The sequence below is a fragment of the Microvirga medicaginis genome (assembly GCF_052658925.1).
This window is the reverse complement of record NZ_JBQWEL010000024.1, coordinates 1-19,683: the sequence shown is the minus strand read 5'-3', so window position 1 is coordinate 19,683 and position 19,683 is coordinate 1. Positions and strand designations below refer to the sequence as shown.

Sequence of the window (19,683 nt, the reverse complement as noted above, 5' to 3'; positions counted from 1 at the left end):
AATCCTTATTCCGCAGCCTGCAGGTTCCGGAGACGATCCATCTCCTGGAGCGCGCGACGGTATTCAACCGGCATCACCTTCACGAACCTGGTGCGGAAGGTCGCCCAGTTGTCGAGGATCTCCTTCGCACGAGCCGAACCCGTATAGGTGTGGTGATTGGTAATCAGCTGCATCAGGCGCTCTTCGTCAGGGCCGGACATGTTGGCCATGATGTCGATGCGGCCCTTCGTTTCCAGATCGCCGCCGTGATGGTGGAGACGACGCATGAGGTCCTCCTCCTCCTCGACGGGTTCGAGATCGACCATGGAGAGATTGCAGCGCTTGGAGAACGTGCCGTCCTCGTCGAGCACATAGGCGATGCCGCCCGACATGCCCGCGGCGAAGTTGCGGCCCGTCTGACCGAGTACGACCACGAGGCCGCCGGTCATGTATTCGCAGCCGTGATCGCCCGTGCCTTCCACCACCGCGATGGCGCCGGAATTGCGCACGGCGAAACGCTCGCCCGCCACACCGCGGAAGTAAGCCTCGCCGGAGATCGCCCCATACATCACGGTGTTGCCGACGATGATCGAGCGCTCAGGCACGGCTTTGGTGTCGGGCGACGGCTTGATGATCAGCTTGCCGCCGGACAGGCCCTTGCCGACATAGTCGTTTGCAACGCCTTCGAGTTCGATGGTCACGCCTGCGGCGAGCCATGCACCGAAGCTCTGGCCAGCGGTGCCCTTCAGCTTCACCTTGATCGTGTCGTCGGGCAGGCCCTCATGGCCGTAGCGCTTGGCGACTTCGCCGGAGAGCATCGCACCCGCCGAACGATCGGAGCTGCGGATCGTCGCCTCGATCGTGACGGCTTCGCCTTTCTCGAGAGCAGGGCCAGCCTGCGCGATGAACTCGCGGTCGAGCACGTTCGCGATGGGATGGACCTGACGCTCCTGGTGGCGGATCGCGACGGATGCCGGCACCTCCGGCTTGTGGAAGAGCTTCGTGAAGTCGAGACCCTTCGCCTTCCAGTGGTTGATGGCCGCGTTCTTGTCGAGCAGGTCGGATTGGCCGACCATCTCGTCAAGCGTGGTGAAACCCATCTCCGCCATCAGCTCGCGCACTTCCTCGGCGACGAAGAAGAAGTAGTTGATGACGTGCTCGGGCAGACCCTTGAAGCGCTTGCGCAGCACCGGATCCTGCGTGGCGACGCCGACCGGGCAGGTGTTCAGATGGCACTTGCGCATCATGATGCAGCCGGCAGCGATCAGCGGCGCGGTTGAGAAGCCGTACTCGTCGGCACCAAGCAGCGCCGCGATCACCACGTCACGGCCGGTGCGCAGGCCGCCGTCGGCCTGCAGCGCCACACGGCCGCGCAGACGGTTGAGCACGAGGGTCTGCTGCGTCTCGGCCAAGCCGATCTCCCATGGCGAGCCCGCATGCTTGAGCGAAGTGAGGGGGGACGCGCCCGTGCCGCCCTCGAAGCCCGAGATCGTAATGTGATCGGCTCGTGCCTTGGCGACGCCTGCGGCCACGGTGCCGACGCCGACTTCCGCGACGAGCTTCACGGAGACATCCGCTGCCGGGTTCACGTTCTTCAGGTCGAAGATCAGCTGCGCGAGATCCTCGATCGAGTAGATGTCATGGTGCGGCGGCGGGGAGATGAGGCCCACGCCCGGGGTCGAGTGACGCACGCGGGCGATCTTCACGTCGACCTTGTGACCGGGCAGCTGGCCGCCTTCGCCGGGCTTTGCACCCTGCGCGACCTTGATCTGCATCATGTCCGCGTTGACGAGATATTCCGTCGTCACACCGAAGCGACCGGAAGCGACCTGCTTGATGGCGGAACGCTTGGAACGTCCATCGGGCAGAAGCCTGAAGCGCTCCGGCTCCTCGCCGCCTTCGCCGGTATTGGACTTGCCGCCGATGGCGTTCATGGCAAGCGCGAGCGTCTCGTGGGCTTCCTTCGAGATCGAGCCGAAGGACATGGCGCCCGTGGAGAAGCGCTTCACGATCTCCTGCGCAGGCTCGACTTCACTTAAGGGAACCGGTGCGCGGCCCGTCTCCTCCGCCCTCTTGATGCGGAAGAGGCCACGGATGGTCTTGAGCTCGTTGTCCTGCTCGTTCACGAGGCGCGCGAACTCGCGATAGCGCTCCTGCGCGTTGAGGCGAACGGCGTGCTGGAGCGTGGCCACCGTGTCCGGGTTCCAAGCATGCACTTCGCCGCGCTGACGGAAAGCGTATTCGCCGCCGACATCAAGCGCGTTACGGTAGATCGGCGCATCGCCGAAGGCGTCGCGATGACGGCGCACGTTCTCCTCCGCGATCTCGTCCATGCCGACACCCTCGATAGAGGTCGCGGTGCCGAAGAAGTCGCGTGCCACGAATTCGGAGCGCAGGCCAACCGCGTCGAAGATCTGCGCGCCGCAATAAGACTGGTAGGTCGAGATGCCCATCTTGGACATCACCTTGAGCAGGCCCTTGCCGATGGACTTGATGTAGCGCTTGATCGCCTCGTCAGCGTCCACCTCTTCCGGCAGCTCACCCTTGGCAAGCATGTCGGCGATGGTGTCGAAAGCAAGATAAGGATTGATCGCCTCCGCACCATAGCCGGCGAGGCATGCGAAGTGATGGATCTCACGCGGCTCGCCGGACTCGACCACGAGGCCGACCGAAGTACGTAGGCCCTTGCGGATCAGGTAGTTGTGCACCGCAGCCGTCGCGAGGAGTGTCGGGATCGGAATGCGGTCTGGGCCCACCATGCGGTCGGAGAGGATGATGATGTTGTAGCCGCCATGGACCGCTGCTTCCGCACGATCGCAGAGACGGTCGAGCGCACCGTCGAGAGCTGAAGCTCCGAGCTCCGCCGGATAGGTGATGTCGAGCGTTTTCGTGTCGAAGCGATCCTCGAAGTGGCCAATGCAGCGGATCTTCTCCAGGTCCTCATTGGTGAGGATCGGCTGGCGAACTTCCAACCGCTTGCGGCGTGAGGTGCCCTCGAGATCGAGGATGTTCGGACGCGGGCCGATGAACGACACGAGGCTCATGACGAGTTCCTCGCGGATCGGATCGATCGGCGGGTTCGTCACCTGCGCGAAGTTCTGCTTGAAGTAAGTATAGAGCAGCTTCGGCTTGTCGGAGAGCGCGGAGATCGGCGTGTCCGATCCCATGGAGCCGACCGCTTCCTGGCCGGTGACGGCCATGGGCTGCATGAGAAGCTTTAGGTCTTCCGCCGTGTAGCCGAAGGCCTGCTGGCGATCGAGCAGCGACACATCGGTGCGCGACTCGCGAGCCTGCACGGGCTTCAGATCTTCCAGCACGATCTGCGTGCGCTTCAGCCACTCCTTATAGGGATGCGCATTGGAGAGCTGCTGCTTGATCTCGTCGTCGGAGATGATGCGGCCTTCCTCCAAGTCGATAAGGAGCATCTTGCCTGGCTGCAGGCGCCACTTCTCGACAATCTTCTCTTCCGGAATCGGCAGCACGCCCATCTCGGAGGCGAGGACCACGAGGCCGTCATCGGTCACGAGGTAGCGCGCAGGGCGAAGGCCGTTGCGGTCGAGTGTCGCGCCGATCTGCTTGCCGTCGGTGAAGCACACGGCGGCGGGGCCGTCCCACGGCTCCATGAGAGCGGCGTGATATTCATAGAACGCGCGGCGATCGTCGTTCATGAGCGGATTGCCGGCCCATGCTTCCGGGATCAGCATCATCATCGCGTGTGACAGCGAGTAGCCGCCGCGCACCAGGAACTCGAGCGCGTTGTCGAAGCAGGCGGTGTCGGACTGGCCCTCATAAGAAATCGGCCATAGCTTCGAGATGTCGTTGCCGAAGAGCTCGGAATCGACGGAGGCCTGGCGCGCCGCCATCCAGTTCACGTTGCCGCGCAGCGTGTTGATCTCGCCGTTATGCGCGACCATGCGATAGGGATGCGCGAGCTGCCAGGTGGGGAAGGTGTTCGTCGCAAAGCGCTGGTGCACGAGGGCGATGGCGCTCTCGAAGCGCGGGTCCTGCAGGTCGAGGTAATAGTCGCGCAGCTGCGTCACGAGCACCATGCCCTTGTAGACAATGGTGCGCGAGGACAGGCTCACCGGGTAGTAACCGGCGGTGCGCTCGTCCTTCATATCGTAGACGGCATTGGAGATGACCTTGCGGGCGAGGAACAGGCGACGCTCGAACGTCTCCTGGTCGTCCATTCCCTTGCCCTTGCCGATGAAGATCTGGCGGTGCAGGGGCTCGGTGGCCTTCACGCTCTCGCCGAGATCGCTCGAGTCGACCGGCACCTCGCGCCAGCCCAGCACCTGCAGGCCCTCGTCGGTGATCGCCTTGGTGACGATCTCCTCGACGAGCTTGAAGCCTTCCGGGTCGCGCGGCATGAACAGGTGGCCGACGCCGTACTGGCCTTCCTCAGGCAGCCAGATGCCGACCTTGGCGCATTCAGCCGCAAAGAACTTGTGCGGGATCTGAACCAGGATGCCGCAGCCGTCGCCCATCTTCGGGTCCGCGCCCACCGCACCGCGATGGTCGAGGTTGTGAAGGATGGCGAGGCCCTGCTCAACGATGTCGTGCGACTTGCGGTTCTTCATGTCGGCGATGAAGCCGACGCCGCAGGAATCCTGCTCGTTGGAAGGATCGTAGAGGCCTTGGGCCGGGGGCAGGCCCGGATCGCGCACGGACCGCGCATCCGTTTTGACGGCCGTGCGGCTCGAGACTTTCACTCCAGGGCTCTTCATCGGCACGTCGCTCATTATCAGATCCTCACATCCGAACACGTCATCTGAGCATCGGACCCAAAAGTGGGACGCACTTTTGGGAACAATCCGATACTTGTTTTTAACTTCCGCATCGTGTGGGGCGGAAAACCGGTTCCCACTTTTCCGCACGATGCGGTGGTTTTCGAGGCGGTTTTCGGGCCGCCGGATGAGGGGATCGTCCGGAGTGCCCGCCGCTTTTCGGGTTGTCGAGGGTTGGGTCCGGCAGGGGAGCCCGCACCTCGCGGGCACCTTTGGGCTGTCTTTAGCCCAGAGTCGCCCGTTCCGCCCACGCTTTGCGGGCGGCTTTCGTGGTATCTCGTTTCGTTCGCGTCTGGCGAAGCATCAAGAAAACCTCAGGCGAAAAGGAGTGCAGGCACCCCAAAAGGGACAGCATCACTGTCCTAATGCCGGCAAAGTGCCAGAGTTCATGACCCCGCACAAGAGGGTTTAGAAAAATTTTAGACAAAAGTTACAAGCCGACGACTCGGAATGTAACAAAAGCAATTCTTCCCAATCCCGAAACGAAAGTCTTCTCCGATGGGTCAACCATCTTGACATGTTGGCTTCAATGAAGAGGGTAGCCGCACCGAGGAGAGGTCTATGAATTTCGCAAGCGACAACATCGTGGGCGCCAGCTCCCGGGTTCTGCAGTCCCTGGCAGAGGCCAATGCCGGGGCGATGGCGGCCTATGGGGGCGACGAGATCACCAAGCGGGTGAAGGCGCGCTTCAACGAGATCTTCGAGCGGGACGTTTCGGTGTTCTTCGTCACCACGGGCACCGCCGCCAACGCGTTGGCGCTCTCCTCTGCCGTGCCGCCCTATGGCCTGTGCGTCTGTCATCGAGAGGCGCATGTCATTGACGATGAATGCGGCGCGCCGGAATTCTTCATGCACGGGGCAAAACTGGCAGGCCTCCCGGGCACCGGGGCCAAGCTCACGGCCGAGGGCGTCTCGGCTTATCTCAAGGGCCTGCCGAAGGCAGTGAAGCAGATGCCGCCCAAGGCCCTGTCAATCTCGCAGGTGACCGAATGCGGCTTGGTCTATGATCTCGACGAACTTAAAGGCCTGGGCCAGATCTGCCGCGAGCATGGTCTTGCCTTCCACATGGACGGAGCGCGCTTTGCCAATGCCCTCGTGTCGCTCGGCTGCACTCCCGCCGAGATGACCTGGAAGCAGGGCGTGGACATTCTCTCCTTCGGCGCCACGAAGAACGGTTGCCTCATGGCCGAGGCCATCGTGGTGTTCAAGCCGGAACTCGCCGAGGCGCTGGACTACCGGGCTAAGCGCGCAGGCCAGATCATCTCCAAGGGCCGCCTGATCTCCGCGCAGTTCGAAGGCTATTTCGCGGACGATCACTGGTACGACAATGCCCGCCACGCCAACAGGCTGGCAAGGCTCCTTTCGGACGGGCTCGCCCGGCTTCCCGGTGTGCGCCTCGCCTGGGAGACACAGGCCAACGAGGTCTTCCCCATCATTCCGGCCGCTATGGACAAGGCCCTCAAGAGTGCGGGCGTACTCTATCATCCCTGGACGGAACTGAGCCTGCCTGAGGCTGAGCAGGTCGGCCCGGATGAGGCATTGATCCGCCTCGTGGTGTCCTTCGCGACGAGAGAGGAGGATGTGCACAAGGTGCTCGACATTGCCTGTTCGGTGGCTTCCCGACAGGCGGCAGAGTGAGATTGCCCTAACCCTGCCGCATTCGCCCGCAATGTGTGGCCCCACGAGACCTTTACCAAAGGGGCCCACCTCCAGCCCCGGCGGGACAACCAGGACCAGGTTTCAAAAAAGAAAAGCGCCCCGGGCCAACCGGGGCGCTCTTTTATTTCAGGGTCTCAAGAAGGCCTTAGGCGGCCTGCTTGGTCTCGACGGCCTGGGCGCCGTTGGAAGAAATCGGAATGAGCTTCGGCTTCTTGGCCTCGGGCGTCTCGCGCACGAGGTCGATGTGGAGAAGGCCGTTTTCGAGGGCAGCCCCCGTTACCTGAACGCCATCGGCCAGCTGGAAGCGCCGATCGAAGCTGCGTGCCGCGATGCCCTGATGGAGCACGGCAGCCTTGCGCTCTTCATGGGGCTTGCGCTCACCGTGCACGGAGAGGGTGTTTTCCTTCACCTCGATGGTGAGATCTTTGTCGGTAAAGCCGGCAACCGCGATCGAGATGCGATAGGCATTCTCGCCGGTGCGCTCGATGTTGTAGGGCGGGTAGCTCGGAGCCGCGTCGACGCCAACCATCTGGTCGAGCATCGAGAACAGGCGGTCGAAACCGACCGTGTTGCGGTAGAGCGGTGCAAGATCGAACTGTCGCATGGCATATCCTCCATCAGAAGCAACATGCATTTGTTGAAGATCCACCTTCATGAGGCTGGATCCGGGTTTCGTGACGCCAACTGGCCGCCACGGTTTCCATGTGGGAATAGATGCGGCAGCTTTCAAGGCTCGCCCTTTGAGGGAAAAGCGCCCTATAAAGAAGGTGACAGCCTTGCCATGAGACCTGCCGTGGAATTCTTCCCCACCCCTGATAACCCTGTGCCCGGCAAGCCGGTGCTCACCAGCATCACTACCGCCGACGGCGTATCTCTGCGTGTTGCCTATTGGATGGCCGAAACAGACCAGCCCAAGGGCACGGTCTGCGTGCTGCAGGGCAGGGCGGAGTTCATCGAGAAGTATTTCGAGACGGTGAGCGATCTCCTGAAGCGCGGCTTTGCAGTCGTGACGTTCGACTGGCGCGGGCAGGGCCTGTCGGGCCGTCAGGTAAAAAACCCCCGCAAGGGCCATGTGCGGCGCTTCGCCGATTATCGGCTCGACCTCGAGGCCGTGCGCGACCAGATTCTGATCCCGCACATGCCGCAGCCCCATTTCGCGCTCGCCCATTCCATGGGAGGAGCCATTGCGCTCAACGAGGCCCATGAAGGCTGGCTCCCCTTCCGCAGGCTCGTGACCACGACGCCGATGATCGCGCTCTCCATCATCAAGAACCCGCGCTCTGCGGCCTTTCTTGCGTCGGTCTTGCGGCTCCTCGGGCTCGGCAAGATGTTCGTTCCCGGCGGTGGTGAAACATCAATCTCCACCATGCCGTTCAAGGGCAACCGCCTCACGAGCGATCCGGTGCGCTACTCTCGCAATGCCGATGCGGCTACGGCCATCGGGCCCGGTGCCATTGGCGCGCCGACGGTGGCGTGGCTCGATTCCGCTTTCCGCTTCATGAAGTGCTTCACTGCGCCGAATTACGCGCTGAAGATCCGCCTGCCGACGCTCATCATTGCAGCCGGCGAAGATCCGGTCTGCGCGACGCCTGCGACGGAGCGTTTCGCGGCGCGCCTCAAGGCAGGGCACGCCATCGTCATCCCCGGCGCGCGGCACGAGATTCTCATGGAGCGTGACGAAATCCGGGAGCAGTTCTGGGCAGCCTTCGATGCCTTTATTCCCGGAACGCCTGATCCGGTGTTCGAGCAACAGGCGGACTTGGATGCGTTGGGTTTATCGGCTGAGCAGCTCGACGGCGGCGGTGTGGACCCGGCGATCGCCCGCCGCGACGATGCGCCCGCCATTGGCGGCTGAGCCGCCGTCCCAGGTGGTGACGATGCCGCCTGCGCCTTCGATGATCGGCACCAAAGCCGCGATGTCGTAGGGCTTGAGGCCCGATTCCACGACGAGATCGATGTGGCCGGCCGCGAGCATGCAATAGGCATAGCAATCACAGCCATAGCGGGCGAGGCGCGCGACGCTCTCCACACGATCATAGGCGCGCAGCTCCTCGCCGGCGAAGAGGCGCGGGCTGGTGGTGGAGATGACGGCGTCCTTGAGCGAGGCGCAGCGGCGCGTCATGAGCTTGCGCTCGCCGCCGGGGCCCCGATAGCTGGCGCTACCGCCATCGCCGAAGAAGCGCTCACCCGTGAAGGGCTGGTGCATCATGCCGAAGACCGGCCGGCCCTTGTAGGTAAGGCCGATCAGCGTGCCCCAAGTGGGAAGGCCTGCGATGAAGGCGCGCGTGCCGTCGATGGGATCGAGCACCCACACATAGTCGGCATCCGCGTTCTCGGACCCGAACTCCTCGCCGATGATGCCATGCGTGGGGAAACTGCGCTTGATGAGATGGCGCATGGTGGCTTCGCTCGCCCGGTCCGCTTCCGTCACCGGATCGAAGGCGCCGCCGCGGGACTTGTCCTCCGACGCGATGGCCGTTCGGAAGAACGGCATGATCGCTTGGCCGGACGAAGTGGCAAGCTCGTTGACGAAATGCGTGAAGTCGATGAGCCCCATGCCCGGATTTCCTCTTCAATCGTATCGGCAGGCCTTGGCCTGCTGTCGTTCCGCTTTTATCAAGCGTTTTGCGCGCGGCAAGAGCATCGGACCCAAAAGTGGTCTCCACTTTTGGGTCCGATGCTCCTGTCTTAAACAGCGCATCGTTTTGCGCGTAAAACCGGAGCCACTTTTCGCTGACGCGGCCCTCCGGGTCCGCACGATGCGCAACGGAGCAGCGGCACGATAAGGACAAGACGCCCATGGATTCAGCAGCCAAGGTTGCTCCCGCCCGCACGGAAACCGCCGTGTTTCTCATCGCCTCGCTGGTGGCGATCTACGCGGTCAGTCAATTCCTGCGCAATTCCATCGGCGTCATTGCCAACGATCTGGCTCGCGAGCTGTCGCTCTCCGCGACCCAGACCGGCCTTCTGTCGAGCGCCTTCTTCTTCACCTTTGCGGCGGTTCAGATCCCCATCGGCATCCTCATCGATCGCTACGGTCCGAAGCGCGTCATGCTCACCACGGCTGTCGTCGCAGTTGTCGGAACAGTTCTCTTTGCGATCGCCCCCTCGGCATCGCTGCTGATCGCCGCCCGCGCTCTGATGGGGCTTGGCTGCTCCACCTTTTTCATGGCGCCGCTCGTGATCTATGCGCGGCGCTTCCCGCCGCAGCGCTTTGCGAGCCTCACCAGCATCCAGATGGGCGGCGCCAATCTCGGGACGCTTGCCGCCACCGCGCCGTTGGCGGCCTCGGCAGCGGCAATCGGCTGGCGCGGTTCGTTTCTCGTCGTGGCAGCGGTGACGGTGGTTCTGGCCCTTGTGATCGTCGTTGCCGTACCGAAGGACGCCGATACCGCTAAAGGGCGGGAGAGCTGGACCGAGGCCTTCCGAGGTGTCGCCGCTGCCGTGAAGGTGCCGTCCTTCCGGTCAGTCTTCTTCATGCACCTGACCACCTATTCCTGCTTCGTCTCGATTGTCGGCCTCTGGGGCGGCCCATGGCTGACCGATGTGCATGGGGCGGATCTCGCCACTCGCGGGCGCATCCTGCTCCTCGGGGCAGGGGCTCAGATCTGCGGCATGCTGCTGTGGGGCGCGATGGACCGGTTCTGGGGCAGCTACAAGAGGCCGGTTTTCTTCGGCGGCGCGACGGCAGTGCTGATGATGGCGATCCTAGTCTTCGCGCCGCTCGACCTCACTCTGGTCTCGGTCTGGTTCGTTTTTTTCGGCTTGAGCGTGTCTTACACCCCCATCCTGACCTCACACGGGAAATCCCTGTTCCCGTCGCATCTGACCGGGCGGGGGATCACGCTCATGAATATTGGCACCATGGGCGGAGCCTTCCTCTCCCAGAGCATCACAGGCGTCCTGATAGACCTCATGGGGCGCTCGGAGACGGGGACCTACTCGCCTGAAGGGTATAGGCTTGTTTTTGCAGTCCTAGGTAGTTGGCTGCTTCTAAGCCTAGTCTTCTATTTCAAGGCTATTGATCCGCATCCGAGCAGATATGCGCCTAAAGCATAACAAAATCGGTAATTCTCACTTGATTTTTGTGCAGCGCGAAGCCAATATTGCAGTGCGATATGGCGATGGCGTCGCCTTATCGTAGCCCTTCTTGGGCGTTTCCTCCCTAAACTTCGGGCCGCTCACAGCGGCCTTTTTTCTTTTCCAGGCTTGAGTTGAAGCTATTCCGCCGCGATGCGCCGGGTCGTCAGCTCTCCCTCAAGGTCCGCAATGACCTGGATGAAGGCTTGGGACAGATCATCCGCCAGGGTTGCGAAGCCAGGCTTCTTTCCCATGCTGCGCTCATCCATATAGAGCGCCCGATTGATTTCCACCTGCAGCGCATGCCGGCCCAAGGCCGGTTCCCCGTAATGCTCGGTGATGAAGCCGCCGGCATAGGGCTTGTTGCGCACCACCGTATAGCCGCGTCCCCTGAGGGCTGCTTCCACAAAATCGATCAGGAGGCCGGCGCAGGAAGTGCCGTAGCGGTCGCCGAGAACGATGTCAGCCTTCGGCCCATCGTCCCGGCTCACACTGGAGGAGGGCATGGAATGACAATCAATCAGGATGGCGTGGCCGAACAGGTCGGCCGTGCGGCGCACGAGTTGGCGCAGAGTCCGGTGATAGGGCTTGTAGAGCCATTCGATCCTGTGCAGAGCCTCATCGACGGCTAAGCGCGAGTGATAGATCTCCTGCCCGTCGGCGACGATCCGGGGGATGGTCCCCAAGCCCCCCGCCACCCGCATGGAACGGGTATTAACGAAAGGCGGAAGCCTTCCGTCGAACATGCGGGAATCGAGCTCGTAGGGCTCCCGGTTGAGGTCAAGATAGGCCCGGGGAAAACGGGCTGCCATGAGCGGTGCGCCCAGCTCAGGGACGGAGGCGAAAAGCTCGTCCACATAGGCGTCCTCCGACCGGCGCAGGGCCACGGCGTCGAGGCGGGACGCGGCCAGGAAGGAGGCCGGATAGACGGCTCCGGCATGGGGGGCGTTGAAGACGAAGGGAATCGTCTGCGCCGTGGGTTCGCTGAGGACAAAAGGGGGATCGAACTCGTCGACAATGGCTGGCCGCATGAAAATGGCTGTTCTTGAAGAGAAATGGCGTTTCTCGATAGTGTAAGGCAGCCGGGCCGCCTGTCCACGACAATATCATGGGGGTGCTGCGTCGTTCCTTCACGGGTTATTTACCCGTCCGGCGCCATGAAGGCGTGAGTTCATTCGCCACGATTCGGGGCTTGGCAGCCGATGAAGATCCTTCTCGCCGAAGACGACAACGACATGCGGCGCTTTCTGGTGAAGGCGCTGGAGAACGCAGGCTACGAGGTGGCCCCGTTCGACAACGGCCTTTCCGCCTATAACCGCCTACGCGAGGAGCCGTTCGAACTTCTCCTGACGGACATCGTCATGCCGGAGATGGACGGGATCGAGCTGGCCCGCCGGGCCACCGAGCTCGATCCGGACATCAAGGTCATGTTCATCACCGGCTTCGCCGCCGTGGCTTTGAACCCCGATTCCCAGGCTCCGAAGGATGCGAAGGTGCTTTCCAAGCCTTTCCACCTGCGCGACCTGGTGAGTGAGGTCGATAAAATGATGGCAGCCTAAAAAAGGTTGCTCATCATGACTTGCGCATATGCCCACTTCTGGGTATATCGCCCCCCACAGCCGAGACGGGACGTCAAACATCACCGTTTCCCGGGCGCGTAGCTCAGCGGGAGAGCACTACGTTGACATCGTAGGGGTCGCTGGTTCGATCCCAGCCGCGCCCACCATTTTCTTTTTCCGGCCTTCCCGAAGGGCCGCAGGAGACCGGATATGAAGATCCGTAACTCGTTGAAGTCGATCCGCGGCCGTCACCGCGACAACCAGCTGGTGCGTCGCAAGGGCCGGGTCTATATCATCAACAAGACCCAGAAGCGCTACAAGGCTCGCCAGGGCTAAGGCATCGTGCGGGGAAGTGGACTCCGGTTCCCCGCCAAAACGATGTAACCCTGGAGACAGTGGCGCTGCGGCAACGCCGCACACACTTTTATGAATTGACCGCGCATGCCGGGATCCTAAAATCCCGGCATGCGCTTTTTTGCGTCTTTGATGACTCTGTTCCTGAGCTTGGCCGCGTACCCCTTGAGTGCGCAGGAGGCTGCTCGGCCCAAGGCTCCGTCCAGGGATGAGGCTCCCGCATCCCGTCCGGCTCCGAAGCCTGTCACCCTCGATGACCTGTTCGACCGCCTTGCCAAGGCCGGGTCCGAACGGGAAGCTGAAGGGATCGCCAATCTGATCGAGCGCCGATTCTCCCGCTCCGGCTCCGACACGGCGGATCTGCTCCTGAGCCGGGCCACGGAGGCCTTCACCGAGAAGGATTATCCGCTCGCCATCGAACTGCTCGACCGGGTGCTGGCCCTTCAGCCGAATTGGGCGGAGGCCTGGTACCGTCGGGCGACGGTCTTCTATCAGATCGATGATCCCGTCGGAGCCATGGCCGATCTCCACCGCGCCCTCAAGATCGAGCCTCGTCACTTCAATGCCTGGACAGGGCTTGGCCATATCCTCATGGCCTCGGACGACAAGGCGCGCGCTCTCGAGGCCTATCGGCGCGTGCTGAAGATCAACCCTCAAGCAACGAGCGTCCAAACCATTGTGAGCCACCTCCTCCCCGATGTAGACGGGCAGGATCTCTAGCGCATCGTGCGGACCCGAGGGGCCACGCCAGTGACCCGAAGGACCGCGTCAGCGAAAAGTGGATCTGGTCTTCCGCAATCAGCGATGCGCCGTTTAAAGCGGGAGCATCGGATCGAATCCCAAAAGTGGATTCCACTTTTGGGTCCACTGCTCCAACCCACGGTTCACGATGAGTTTCGTTTTAAGCCTCCTGGCTGCACTCCTTTTCCTTGTCGTGGCCGGGGCGTTGTTCACCCATGCTTACGGCTGGATCATCGAGCGGCGCTATCCACCCACGGGACAATTCATCGAGGTAGATGGCTGTCGGCTTCACTACAGAGATGTCCGACCGGAAGGTGAGCCGCGCGGCACCATTGTGTTGCTGCACGGGGCCTCGTCCAACCTCGTCGAATCCATGCTCGGCCTCGGGTCGTATCTCGCGCAAAGCTATCGCGTCATTGCCTTCGACCGGCCTGGACATGGCTGGAGCGAGAGAAAAGGAGGCTTGAGCGGTGCCAAGTCTGAGCGACAGGCGGCGCTGATTGCGAGCGCCTTACGCAAACTCGATGTGCGCAACGCCGTGATCGTCGGGCATTCCTGGTCCGGCGCCATCGTGCCGTACTTCGCCCTGGACCATCAGGACGTGGCAGGCGCCATCCTCGTTCTCGCGGGAATTACAACGCCGTGGCCCGGCGGCTATATCGGCTGGTATCGGCGCTTCATCGCATCCTGGGCCGGCTGGCTTCTCATGCGCACGGTCGCGCTGCCCATCACCCTCATGCTGCGGCCCTGGATGAAAAGAAAGACCTTCGCGCCGCAAAAGCCGCCGCCCGGAATCGTCCGCAGAGGCTTCATTCCACTCGCCTTCCGGCCGCGTGCCTACGAGGCCAACATGCAGGACTTCGCTGTCATGTATGACGCGGTGACACGTCAAAGCGACCGCTATCATGAAATCCGCATGCCGGTGGTCGTCGTGGCGGGGGATTGCGACGAGATCGTCTGGACCGATCTGCACAGCCGCGCTTTCGCTCATGCCGTGCCTGGCGCGAAGCTGATCGTGATGCCAGGCATCGGGCATATGCCGCAATATGCGGATGGAAAGCGGGTCCTGTTCGCCATTGAAGAATTGGCGGAGCGGATTGCAAATCCGGAATGTTTCCTGAAGACCTCATCCTGAGGAAGTCGCGCCGCGACCGTCTCGAAGGAGATTCCAGAGAGCACTGGATCCTCCTTCGAGGTGCAGACAGCGCCTCAAGCCTGAGCGGCGTGCTCCTGATTGACGAAAGCGATGCGTACCATGTTGGTGGCGCCTGGCGTGCCGAACGGAACGCCTGCCACGATGATGATGCGGTCACCCACGTCCGCATGGCCTTCGCGCACGGCGAACTTGCAGGCGCGGAAGGCCATGTCGTCGATGTCACTCGCATCCTTGGTGCGGATCGAGTGCACGCCCCACACGAGCGCGAGGCGACGGGCCGTGTCCTGGCTCGGGGTCAGCGCAATCAGAGTGGAATTCGGACGCTCGCGCGCGATGCGGAAAGCCGTGGAGCCCGAGGACGTCCAGGCCGCCATGGTCTTGAGATTGAGCGTGTCGGCGATCTGATGCGCGCCGGCGGCAATCGCGTCGGAGCCCGTTGCTTCCGGTTCCGTGTTGAGGGTGCGCATGATCGACCAGTAGTTCTGGTCCTGCTCCACTTCCTCTGCGATGCGGTTCATGGTGGCAACGGCATCGACGGGATACTGGCCGGAGGCGCTTTCTGCTGAGAGCATGACCGCATCCGCGCCATCATAGACGGCGGTGGCCACGTCCGAGACTTCCGCGCGGGTCGGCACCGGCGACGTAATCATGGACTCGAGCATCTGCGTTGCCACAACCACGGGCTTGCCGAGGCGGCGCGCGGCGCGCACGATGCGCTTCTGGATGCCGGGCACTTTTTCCAGCGGCATCTCGACGCCAAGATCGCCGCGTGCGACCATGACCGCGTCGGAGATCTCCATGATCTCATCGAGGCGGGCGATGGCCTGCGGTTTCTCGAGCTTCGACATGACGAGCGCGCGCCCACGCGCGACCTTCTTGACCTCGGCTACATCCTCAGGCCGCTGCACGAAGGAGAGAGCGATCCAATCGACGCCCGCATCGAGCGCAGCTTCGAGATCGGAGCGGTCTTTCTCCGTCATGGCCGCAACGGGGATCGTGGTATCCGGCAGGCTCACGCCCTTGCGGTTCGAGATCTTGCCGGCAACTTCCACCGTCGTCGTGGCGGAGCCCTGCTTCACGCTCTTCACGCGAAGGCGCAGCTTGCCGTCATCGATAAGAACAGTATGGCCAGGCTCGAGGGAGGAGAGAATTTCCGGATGGGGCAGGTGCACGCGGTCCTTGCCGCCGAGCGCCGTATCGGCATCGAGCGTGAAGTTCTGACCTGGCGCCAGCATGGCACTGTCGCCCTCGAACGTGCCGACGCGAAGCTTCGGGCCTTGCAGGTCAGCGAGAATCGCGATGGGGCGCTTGAACTTGGCCTCCACCGCGCGGATCATTGCGACGCGCTCTTTCAGCTTCTCGCGTGGCAGGTGACTCATGTTCAGGCGGAACACATCGGCACCGGCCTGAAAAAGCTTCTCGATCATCTCCTGAGACTCGGAAGCCGGCCCGAGAGTTGCGAGAATCTTCGTTCGCCTTGAGCGTTTCATGGTTGCGTCCCCCCACGGTTCGTGTCCGTCAGCTGAATGGTCCAGCTCTTTTGTTCACCAGTATCGACTTCGAAGAAGCCGCTGCGATCGAAGCCTCGGGCCAGGCAATCTTCCGTGCCGCGGATCGTGAACTCCCGCTCGCGGGTGCACATGAAAGATCGTCCGCTCCATTCGCCGCCCCGGTCATAATCGATGGCGTAGATGTAATAGAAACGGCCGCCGAGCTGACCCTTGAGCAGGGTTTCGCAGTCGCGGGCGTTCAGGTTCCACCAGCCTTCCGTGACCCAGCCTTGAGCGTCGCGATAGCCGAGCGCGATGCCGACGCGGCTCGGCGTCATGTTGCAAAGGCGCAGGTCCGCGCGCGCCGGAGACGCGGCAACGAAGAGGCCGAGCAGGAACACGGTCAGCGCAAGGCTTGTCTGCCAGCGGGAGGCCGATATGAGGGTCAGAGCCTTCATGGATGTCGATTCGGTAACGAGTCAGGAATGAAATCGCACAATGCTTCGAGAACTATGTCGAATCCTTGTCTGTCAGAAGACGGATCGCATCAAGATAAAAAGCAGCTTCTGCCGACATTTAGCCTGCTGAAAATTCCATGAACGACTTTCGAACGGCAACGGAAAGCGCGACTCCCCTTTGTTTGAGGAGGGCGCGAGGGGATTTATGGCTCCGGACGAGCCACCCAAATTCCCAGTAGAATCAACGCGCCACCTGAGGATTGGATCAGGGTCAACGGCTCGCCCAGAATGATCCAGCCGAAAACGGCCGCTGCCATCGCCTCGAGAAAGATCACAAGGGACGAGAAGACCGGGGGCAGGCTGCCCAATGCGATCGAGAGCAGGCCCTGACCGCCCGCGTGGCTGACATAGGACATCGCAAAGAGTGATGCCGCGCCGGCCCAAGTCTGAGGCAACACACGGCTTTCGAAGATCAAGGTCACTATGAAGAGAAGGACGGCGGTGATGAGGCTGGTTTCAAAAGTCACCCGCGCCGCGCCGGCGGTCTTGCGGGCCTTGCTGGCGACAATAAAGTACAGGCCGAAGAAGAAGGCTGTGGCGAGGCCGTAAAGGTCGCCTTCGAGGCGGGCAGGATCGGCCTGCAGGCTCTCGCCGATCAGGGCCGCGCCGCCGACAAGGCAGAGACCCAGGCCGATGAAAGTGCCTCGGGAAACTTTCTGCCGGAGCACGAGCCAGACCACCAGCACCACGACGAGCGGGGCCATGGTGGCAAAGAAGGTGGCGTTCGCCACCGTCGTCTTCAGGATCGCGAGGTGCCAGACCAGGAGGTCGCCCGTGAAGACCAGCCCTCCCAGAACGGCGGCCCTGGAAAAGGGGACACGCGGCGCGTCCTTGGGTGCCTTTCTCTCCTCAATCCGCATCCAGGCATAGAGCAGCGGCAGGCACAGCGAGACGCGCCAGAAAGCGCTGGCGAAAGGCCCCACATCGGGAGGGGCCCCGCCCATGCTGGCGGAGGCGAAGCGCACGAAAATCGGGGAGATGCCCATGGCCACCGCGCCGAGGCAGAGAGCTGCAAAAGCGGGGGCGAAGCCGGTCTCAGCGCGTGCCGGGGTCGAGGTGGAGGACATCGTCTTTTCGTGAATCTCTGTTGCGCGGATGGTCGCGTTGTCAGGGGGCAGCGTGCAGGGTAAGGATTTTCCTCCACCGATCAATGTTTCGTTTGTCAGCCTCACATCATGCCCGCCTCTGCCGCGCTCAAGAGCGCCGAGCCCGCCCTTGAGCCCCATCCTGTCGAGATCATCGAGGGTGCTCTCGAATCCGGCCTTCTCCTTCTCTGCGACCACGCCTCCAATGCCGTCCCGCCGGATTTGGGTGACCTTGGCCTGCCGGAGGGCGAATTCCAGCGCCATATCGCCTATGATATCGGCGCCGCCGCGGTCACGCGCTCGCTCGCCCGCCGCCTGAACGCTCCGGCGATCCTCACTCAATTCTCCCGCCTCGTCATCGACCCCAACCGGGGCCGGGACGACCCGACGCTCGTGATGCGCCTCTCCGACGGCGCCGTGGTGCCGGGCAATGCCAAGGTGGATGAGGCGGAGGTCCAGAGGCGCATCGAGCGCTTCTACGATCCCTACGATTCTGCTATTTCCACAGCAATCCACAGGGCCATGGCGGCAGGCCATCCGCCCGCCATCGTGACGGTGCACAGCTACACGCCGGTCTGGCGCGGCTGGCCGCGCCCCTGGCATGTGGGAATTCTTTGGGATGCGGACGAACGCTACGCGAAGCCTCTCCTGGAGGGTCTGATGGCTGAGAGCGGACTCGTCGTGGGGGACAACGAACCTTATGATGGGGCGCTTGCCGGCGACACCATCGACCGGCACGCCACGATCCGAGGCCTCGCCAATGCATTGATCGAGATCCGGCAGGATCTGATCGCCTCGGACGAGGGAGCTGAGGAATGGGCCGAGCGCTTTGCCCGCCTTCTCAAGCCTTTGTCCGAAAAGGCGGATCTGCGGAAGCCTACGATTTTCGGAACGCGCACCCGCGAGCGCCTGCGCCAGCTTTGAACGGAGGGCTCCCATGAAGGATCTCGATGCCACCACCCGTACGGAACTCGAGGCGGCTGCCTTTCGCAGACTGCTGGAGCATCTGCGCGAGCGCACGGATGTCCAGAACATCGACCTCATGAATCTTGCAGGCTTTTGCCGCAACTGCCTGTCGAACTGGCTGAAAGACGCGGCCGACGCCAAGGGCGTGGCGCTCTCCAAGGAGGAGAGCCGATCTTACGTCTACGGCATGCCTTACGAGGAGTGGAAGGAGCGCTATCAGAAGGAAGCCTCTCCCTCACAATTGAAGAATTTTGAGGAATCGAAGTCGAAGCATTAAAAGGGCTTCAACTAAATCCAGGGTATCACTGGCGCCAACGCCACAATCTAAAGGGGCTTCATCATGGATGACGCAGCTTTCAACACCGAATCCGTCGCAGCCGACCAGCTGAAGGCCTTCATCGAGCGCATCGAGCGCCTCGAAGAGGAAAAGGCCGGTATCGCCGGAGACATCAAGGACGTCTATGCCGAGGCCAAGGGCAACGGCTTTGACACCAAGGTCCTCCGCAAGATCGTTTCCCTACGTAAGCGCGATTACGCCGAGCGTCAGGAAGAAGAGGCGATCCTCGAGCTCTACATGCAAGCGCTCGGGATGGTCTAACGGCCAGCATGGCTCATCGCGTTGCCAAAAAGCGGGGTCTTAGCCCCGCTTTTTTCATGGTCGCAGGTTAGTCGGACTTCATCTGAGGATTGCGATGCGGGTCTATTGTCAGCCTAGAGCTGATTCCATGGCAATGGAATCAGCTCTCTTTTTTGATGGGCCGCATTTTTGACGGTGAACCGGATCCACTTCACCGAAAATGCTCTGGATCAGGTGCGCTTCTGTCCGCATGTTTCGCAGCTTGCAGCCCTCATCATGTCCTCGGCTCCACGAGCGGCCGCCGCTTTGATGTCCTCGAACAGACATGCGATCTCTTTGAAGACGCTCACATCCGTTTCCTCTGTGCCGATCGTATCGAGCTCGCCGACGAGTTCGAGAAGAGCGGCGATCCGTTCAGCTTGATGACGCGCATCGAGGATCAAGCCGCGCAGCCGGCGTCGCGTTTCCAGCGCTTCGAAACGCTCCAGGGCAGCGTCGACCTTGCCTCTGCATTTGCAATCCAGATCGAGTGTATCGAGCACCGCGCGGACGCGATTGAGGAGAGGTGATCGATTGGCTTTCAGAGCTTGATCCGAGTTGTTTTCATTCTCGGTTGAAATCAGCTTCATGGTCATCGTCTCAGCTGTGAAATCAGACATGACAATGGATGAAAGGCCCGGGGTTGGTGCCGGGCCTTTGCGCGTGTGTCGGTGTCAGTGGCCGCTGGCGGAT

At 62.1% G+C, this 19,683-nt stretch carries 18 protein-coding genes and 1 tRNA gene; 11 read left to right on the top strand and 8 right to left on the bottom strand.

What is annotated here, in order from left to right:
* Positions 1-5: 5 nt before the first annotated feature.
* Complete coding sequence (gltB, locus tag ACUXUR_RS22640; RefSeq protein WP_445504660.1) at positions 6-4,706, bottom strand: glutamate synthase large subunit; 4,701 nt, start codon at positions 4,704-4,706, stop codon at positions 6-8.
* Positions 4,707-5,327: 621 nt separating this feature from the next.
* On the opposite strand from gltB, the gene ACUXUR_RS22635 reads away from it, so the two are divergent.
* Entirely contained in the window at positions 5,328-6,404 is a 1,077-nt protein-coding gene (locus tag ACUXUR_RS22635; RefSeq protein ID WP_445504612.1) for a threonine aldolase family protein, read from the top strand.
* A gap of 166 nt (positions 6,405-6,570) precedes the next feature.
* On the opposite strand, the gene ACUXUR_RS22630 is transcribed toward ACUXUR_RS22635, so the two are convergent.
* Entirely contained in the window at positions 6,571-7,029 is a 459-nt protein-coding gene (locus ACUXUR_RS22630) for an Hsp20 family protein (protein WP_445504611.1), read from the bottom strand.
* Between the two features lie 177 nt (positions 7,030-7,206).
* Here ACUXUR_RS22630 and ACUXUR_RS22625 point away from each other — a divergent pair, with 177 nt between their 5' ends.
* Positions 7,207-8,280: an alpha/beta fold hydrolase gene (locus ACUXUR_RS22625; RefSeq protein ID WP_445504610.1), complete on the top strand. Its 1,074-nt coding sequence runs from the start codon at positions 7,207-7,209 to the stop codon at positions 8,278-8,280.
* Here ACUXUR_RS22625 and hisN read toward each other — a convergent pair.
* Positions 8,200-8,982, bottom strand: coding sequence for a histidinol-phosphatase (gene hisN, locus ACUXUR_RS22620; RefSeq protein WP_445504609.1), 783 nt, complete (start codon positions 8,980-8,982; stop codon positions 8,200-8,202). The two genes, ACUXUR_RS22625 and hisN, sit on opposite strands and share 81 nt — an antisense overlap.
* A gap of 242 nt (positions 8,983-9,224) precedes the next feature.
* Here hisN and ACUXUR_RS22615 point away from each other — a divergent pair, with 242 nt between their 5' ends.
* Positions 9,225-10,484 (top strand): MFS transporter, encoded by a 1,260-nt coding sequence (locus ACUXUR_RS22615; protein WP_445504608.1) that lies wholly within the window; start codon positions 9,225-9,227, stop codon positions 10,482-10,484.
* Between the two features lie 161 nt (positions 10,485-10,645).
* Here the strand turns inward: ACUXUR_RS22615 and ACUXUR_RS22610 are convergent, their stop codons facing one another.
* On the bottom strand, positions 10,646-11,536 hold the full coding sequence (locus tag ACUXUR_RS22610) for an N-formylglutamate amidohydrolase (RefSeq protein ID WP_445504607.1): 891 nt from the start codon (positions 11,534-11,536) through the stop codon (positions 10,646-10,648).
* Between the two features lie 171 nt (positions 11,537-11,707).
* Between ACUXUR_RS22610 and cpdR the strand changes: the two genes are divergently transcribed.
* The 5 genes from cpdR (at position 11,708) to ACUXUR_RS22585 (ending at position 14,294) form a co-directional block, all read left to right on the top strand.
* Positions 11,708-12,064: a cell cycle two-component system response regulator CpdR gene (gene cpdR, locus ACUXUR_RS22605; protein ID WP_047191407.1), complete on the top strand. Its 357-nt coding sequence runs from the start codon at positions 11,708-11,710 to the stop codon at positions 12,062-12,064.
* A gap of 92 nt (positions 12,065-12,156) precedes the next feature.
* A tRNA-Val gene (locus tag ACUXUR_RS22600) sits at positions 12,157-12,231 on the top strand.
* Positions 12,232-12,274: 43 nt separating this feature from the next.
* A complete protein-coding gene (gene ykgO, locus ACUXUR_RS22595) occupies positions 12,275-12,400 on the top strand; it encodes a type B 50S ribosomal protein L36 (protein ID WP_009763379.1) in 126 nt (41 codons plus the stop codon).
* Positions 12,401-12,550: 150 nt separating this feature from the next.
* Positions 12,551-13,138 (top strand): tetratricopeptide repeat protein, encoded by a 588-nt coding sequence (locus ACUXUR_RS22590; RefSeq protein WP_445504606.1) that lies wholly within the window; start codon positions 12,551-12,553, stop codon positions 13,136-13,138.
* A 169-nt stretch (positions 13,139-13,307) separates the two neighbouring features.
* The gene (locus ACUXUR_RS22585) at positions 13,308-14,294 is read left to right on the top strand and encodes an alpha/beta fold hydrolase (RefSeq protein WP_445504605.1); all 987 of its coding nucleotides are present in this window, start codon (positions 13,308-13,310) and stop codon (positions 14,292-14,294) included.
* 74 nt (positions 14,295-14,368) lie between these two features.
* On the opposite strand, the gene pyk is transcribed toward ACUXUR_RS22585, so the two are convergent.
* From pyk to ACUXUR_RS22570, 3 genes are all read right to left on the bottom strand, one after another.
* Positions 14,369-15,805, bottom strand: coding sequence for a pyruvate kinase (pyk, locus tag ACUXUR_RS22580; RefSeq protein WP_445504604.1), 1,437 nt, complete (start codon positions 15,803-15,805; stop codon positions 14,369-14,371).
* Positions 15,802-16,263 carry a DUF1036 domain-containing protein gene (locus tag ACUXUR_RS22575; protein ID WP_445504603.1) on the bottom strand — a complete coding sequence of 154 codons (462 nt, stop codon included), beginning with the start codon at positions 16,261-16,263 and terminating at the stop codon, positions 15,802-15,804. Before ACUXUR_RS22575 ends, pyk begins: the two co-directional genes overlap by 4 nt.
* Before the next feature lie 203 nt (positions 16,264-16,466).
* On the bottom strand, positions 16,467-17,390 hold the full coding sequence (locus ACUXUR_RS22570) for a DMT family transporter (protein WP_445504602.1): 924 nt from the start codon (positions 17,388-17,390) through the stop codon (positions 16,467-16,469).
* Positions 17,391-17,498: 108 nt separating this feature from the next.
* Between ACUXUR_RS22570 and ACUXUR_RS22565 the strand changes: the two genes are divergently transcribed.
* The 3 genes from ACUXUR_RS22565 (at position 17,499) to ACUXUR_RS22555 (ending at position 18,972) form a co-directional block, all read left to right on the top strand.
* Positions 17,499-18,332 (top strand): N-formylglutamate amidohydrolase, encoded by an 834-nt coding sequence (locus ACUXUR_RS22565; RefSeq protein ID WP_445504601.1) that lies wholly within the window; start codon positions 17,499-17,501, stop codon positions 18,330-18,332.
* 13 nt (positions 18,333-18,345) lie between these two features.
* Positions 18,346-18,651 (top strand): DUF1244 domain-containing protein, encoded by a 306-nt coding sequence (locus ACUXUR_RS22560; protein ID WP_445504600.1) that lies wholly within the window; start codon positions 18,346-18,348, stop codon positions 18,649-18,651.
* A 63-nt stretch (positions 18,652-18,714) separates the two neighbouring features.
* On the top strand, positions 18,715-18,972 hold the full coding sequence (locus tag ACUXUR_RS22555) for a DUF2312 domain-containing protein (protein WP_091137461.1): 258 nt from the start codon (positions 18,715-18,717) through the stop codon (positions 18,970-18,972).
* 209 nt (positions 18,973-19,181) lie between these two features.
* On the opposite strand, the gene ACUXUR_RS22550 is transcribed toward ACUXUR_RS22555, so the two are convergent.
* Positions 19,182-19,580: a hypothetical protein gene (locus ACUXUR_RS22550; RefSeq protein WP_445504599.1), complete on the bottom strand. Its 399-nt coding sequence runs from the start codon at positions 19,578-19,580 to the stop codon at positions 19,182-19,184.
* Positions 19,581-19,683 lie beyond the last annotated feature (103 nt).

Bases quoted from the DNA above. Each gene is read 5' to 3' on its own strand.
- ACUXUR_RS22575 (WP_445504603.1), bottom strand. From the start codon at position 16,263: ATGAAGGCTCTGACCCTCATATCGGCCTCCCGCTGGCAGACAAGCCTT.
- cpdR (WP_047191407.1), top strand. From the start codon at position 11,708: ATGAAGATCCTTCTCGCCGAAGACGACAACGACATGCGGCGCTTTCTG.
- ACUXUR_RS22610 (WP_445504607.1), bottom strand. From the start codon at position 11,536: ATGCGGCCAGCCATTGTCGACGAGTTCGATCCCCCTTTTGTCCTCAGC.
- ykgO (WP_009763379.1), top strand. From the start codon at position 12,275: ATGAAGATCCGTAACTCGTTGAAGTCGATCCGCGGCCGTCACCGCGAC.
- ACUXUR_RS22570 (WP_445504602.1), bottom strand. From the start codon at position 17,390: ATGTCCTCCACCTCGACCCCGGCACGCGCTGAGACCGGCTTCGCCCCC.
- pyk (WP_445504604.1), bottom strand. From the start codon at position 15,805: ATGAAACGCTCAAGGCGAACGAAGATTCTCGCAACTCTCGGGCCGGCT.
- ACUXUR_RS22585 (WP_445504605.1), top strand. From the start codon at position 13,308: ATGAGTTTCGTTTTAAGCCTCCTGGCTGCACTCCTTTTCCTTGTCGTG.
- ACUXUR_RS22560 (WP_445504600.1), top strand. From the start codon at position 18,346: ATGAAGGATCTCGATGCCACCACCCGTACGGAACTCGAGGCGGCTGCC.
- ACUXUR_RS22630 (WP_445504611.1), bottom strand. From the start codon at position 7,029: ATGCGACAGTTCGATCTTGCACCGCTCTACCGCAACACGGTCGGTTTC.
- gltB (WP_445504660.1), bottom strand. From the start codon at position 4,706: ATGAAGAGCCCTGGAGTGAAAGTCTCGAGCCGCACGGCCGTCAAAACG.
- hisN (WP_445504609.1), bottom strand. From the start codon at position 8,982: ATGGGGCTCATCGACTTCACGCATTTCGTCAACGAGCTTGCCACTTCG.
- ACUXUR_RS22590 (WP_445504606.1), top strand. From the start codon at position 12,551: ATGACTCTGTTCCTGAGCTTGGCCGCGTACCCCTTGAGTGCGCAGGAG.
- ACUXUR_RS22625 (WP_445504610.1), top strand. From the start codon at position 7,207: ATGAGACCTGCCGTGGAATTCTTCCCCACCCCTGATAACCCTGTGCCC.
- ACUXUR_RS22635 (WP_445504612.1), top strand. From the start codon at position 5,328: ATGAATTTCGCAAGCGACAACATCGTGGGCGCCAGCTCCCGGGTTCTG.
- ACUXUR_RS22555 (WP_091137461.1), top strand. From the start codon at position 18,715: ATGGATGACGCAGCTTTCAACACCGAATCCGTCGCAGCCGACCAGCTG.
- ACUXUR_RS22615 (WP_445504608.1), top strand. From the start codon at position 9,225: ATGGATTCAGCAGCCAAGGTTGCTCCCGCCCGCACGGAAACCGCCGTG.
- ACUXUR_RS22550 (WP_445504599.1), bottom strand. From the start codon at position 19,580: ATGAAGCTGATTTCAACCGAGAATGAAAACAACTCGGATCAAGCTCTG.
- ACUXUR_RS22565 (WP_445504601.1), top strand. From the start codon at position 17,499: ATGCCCGCCTCTGCCGCGCTCAAGAGCGCCGAGCCCGCCCTTGAGCCC.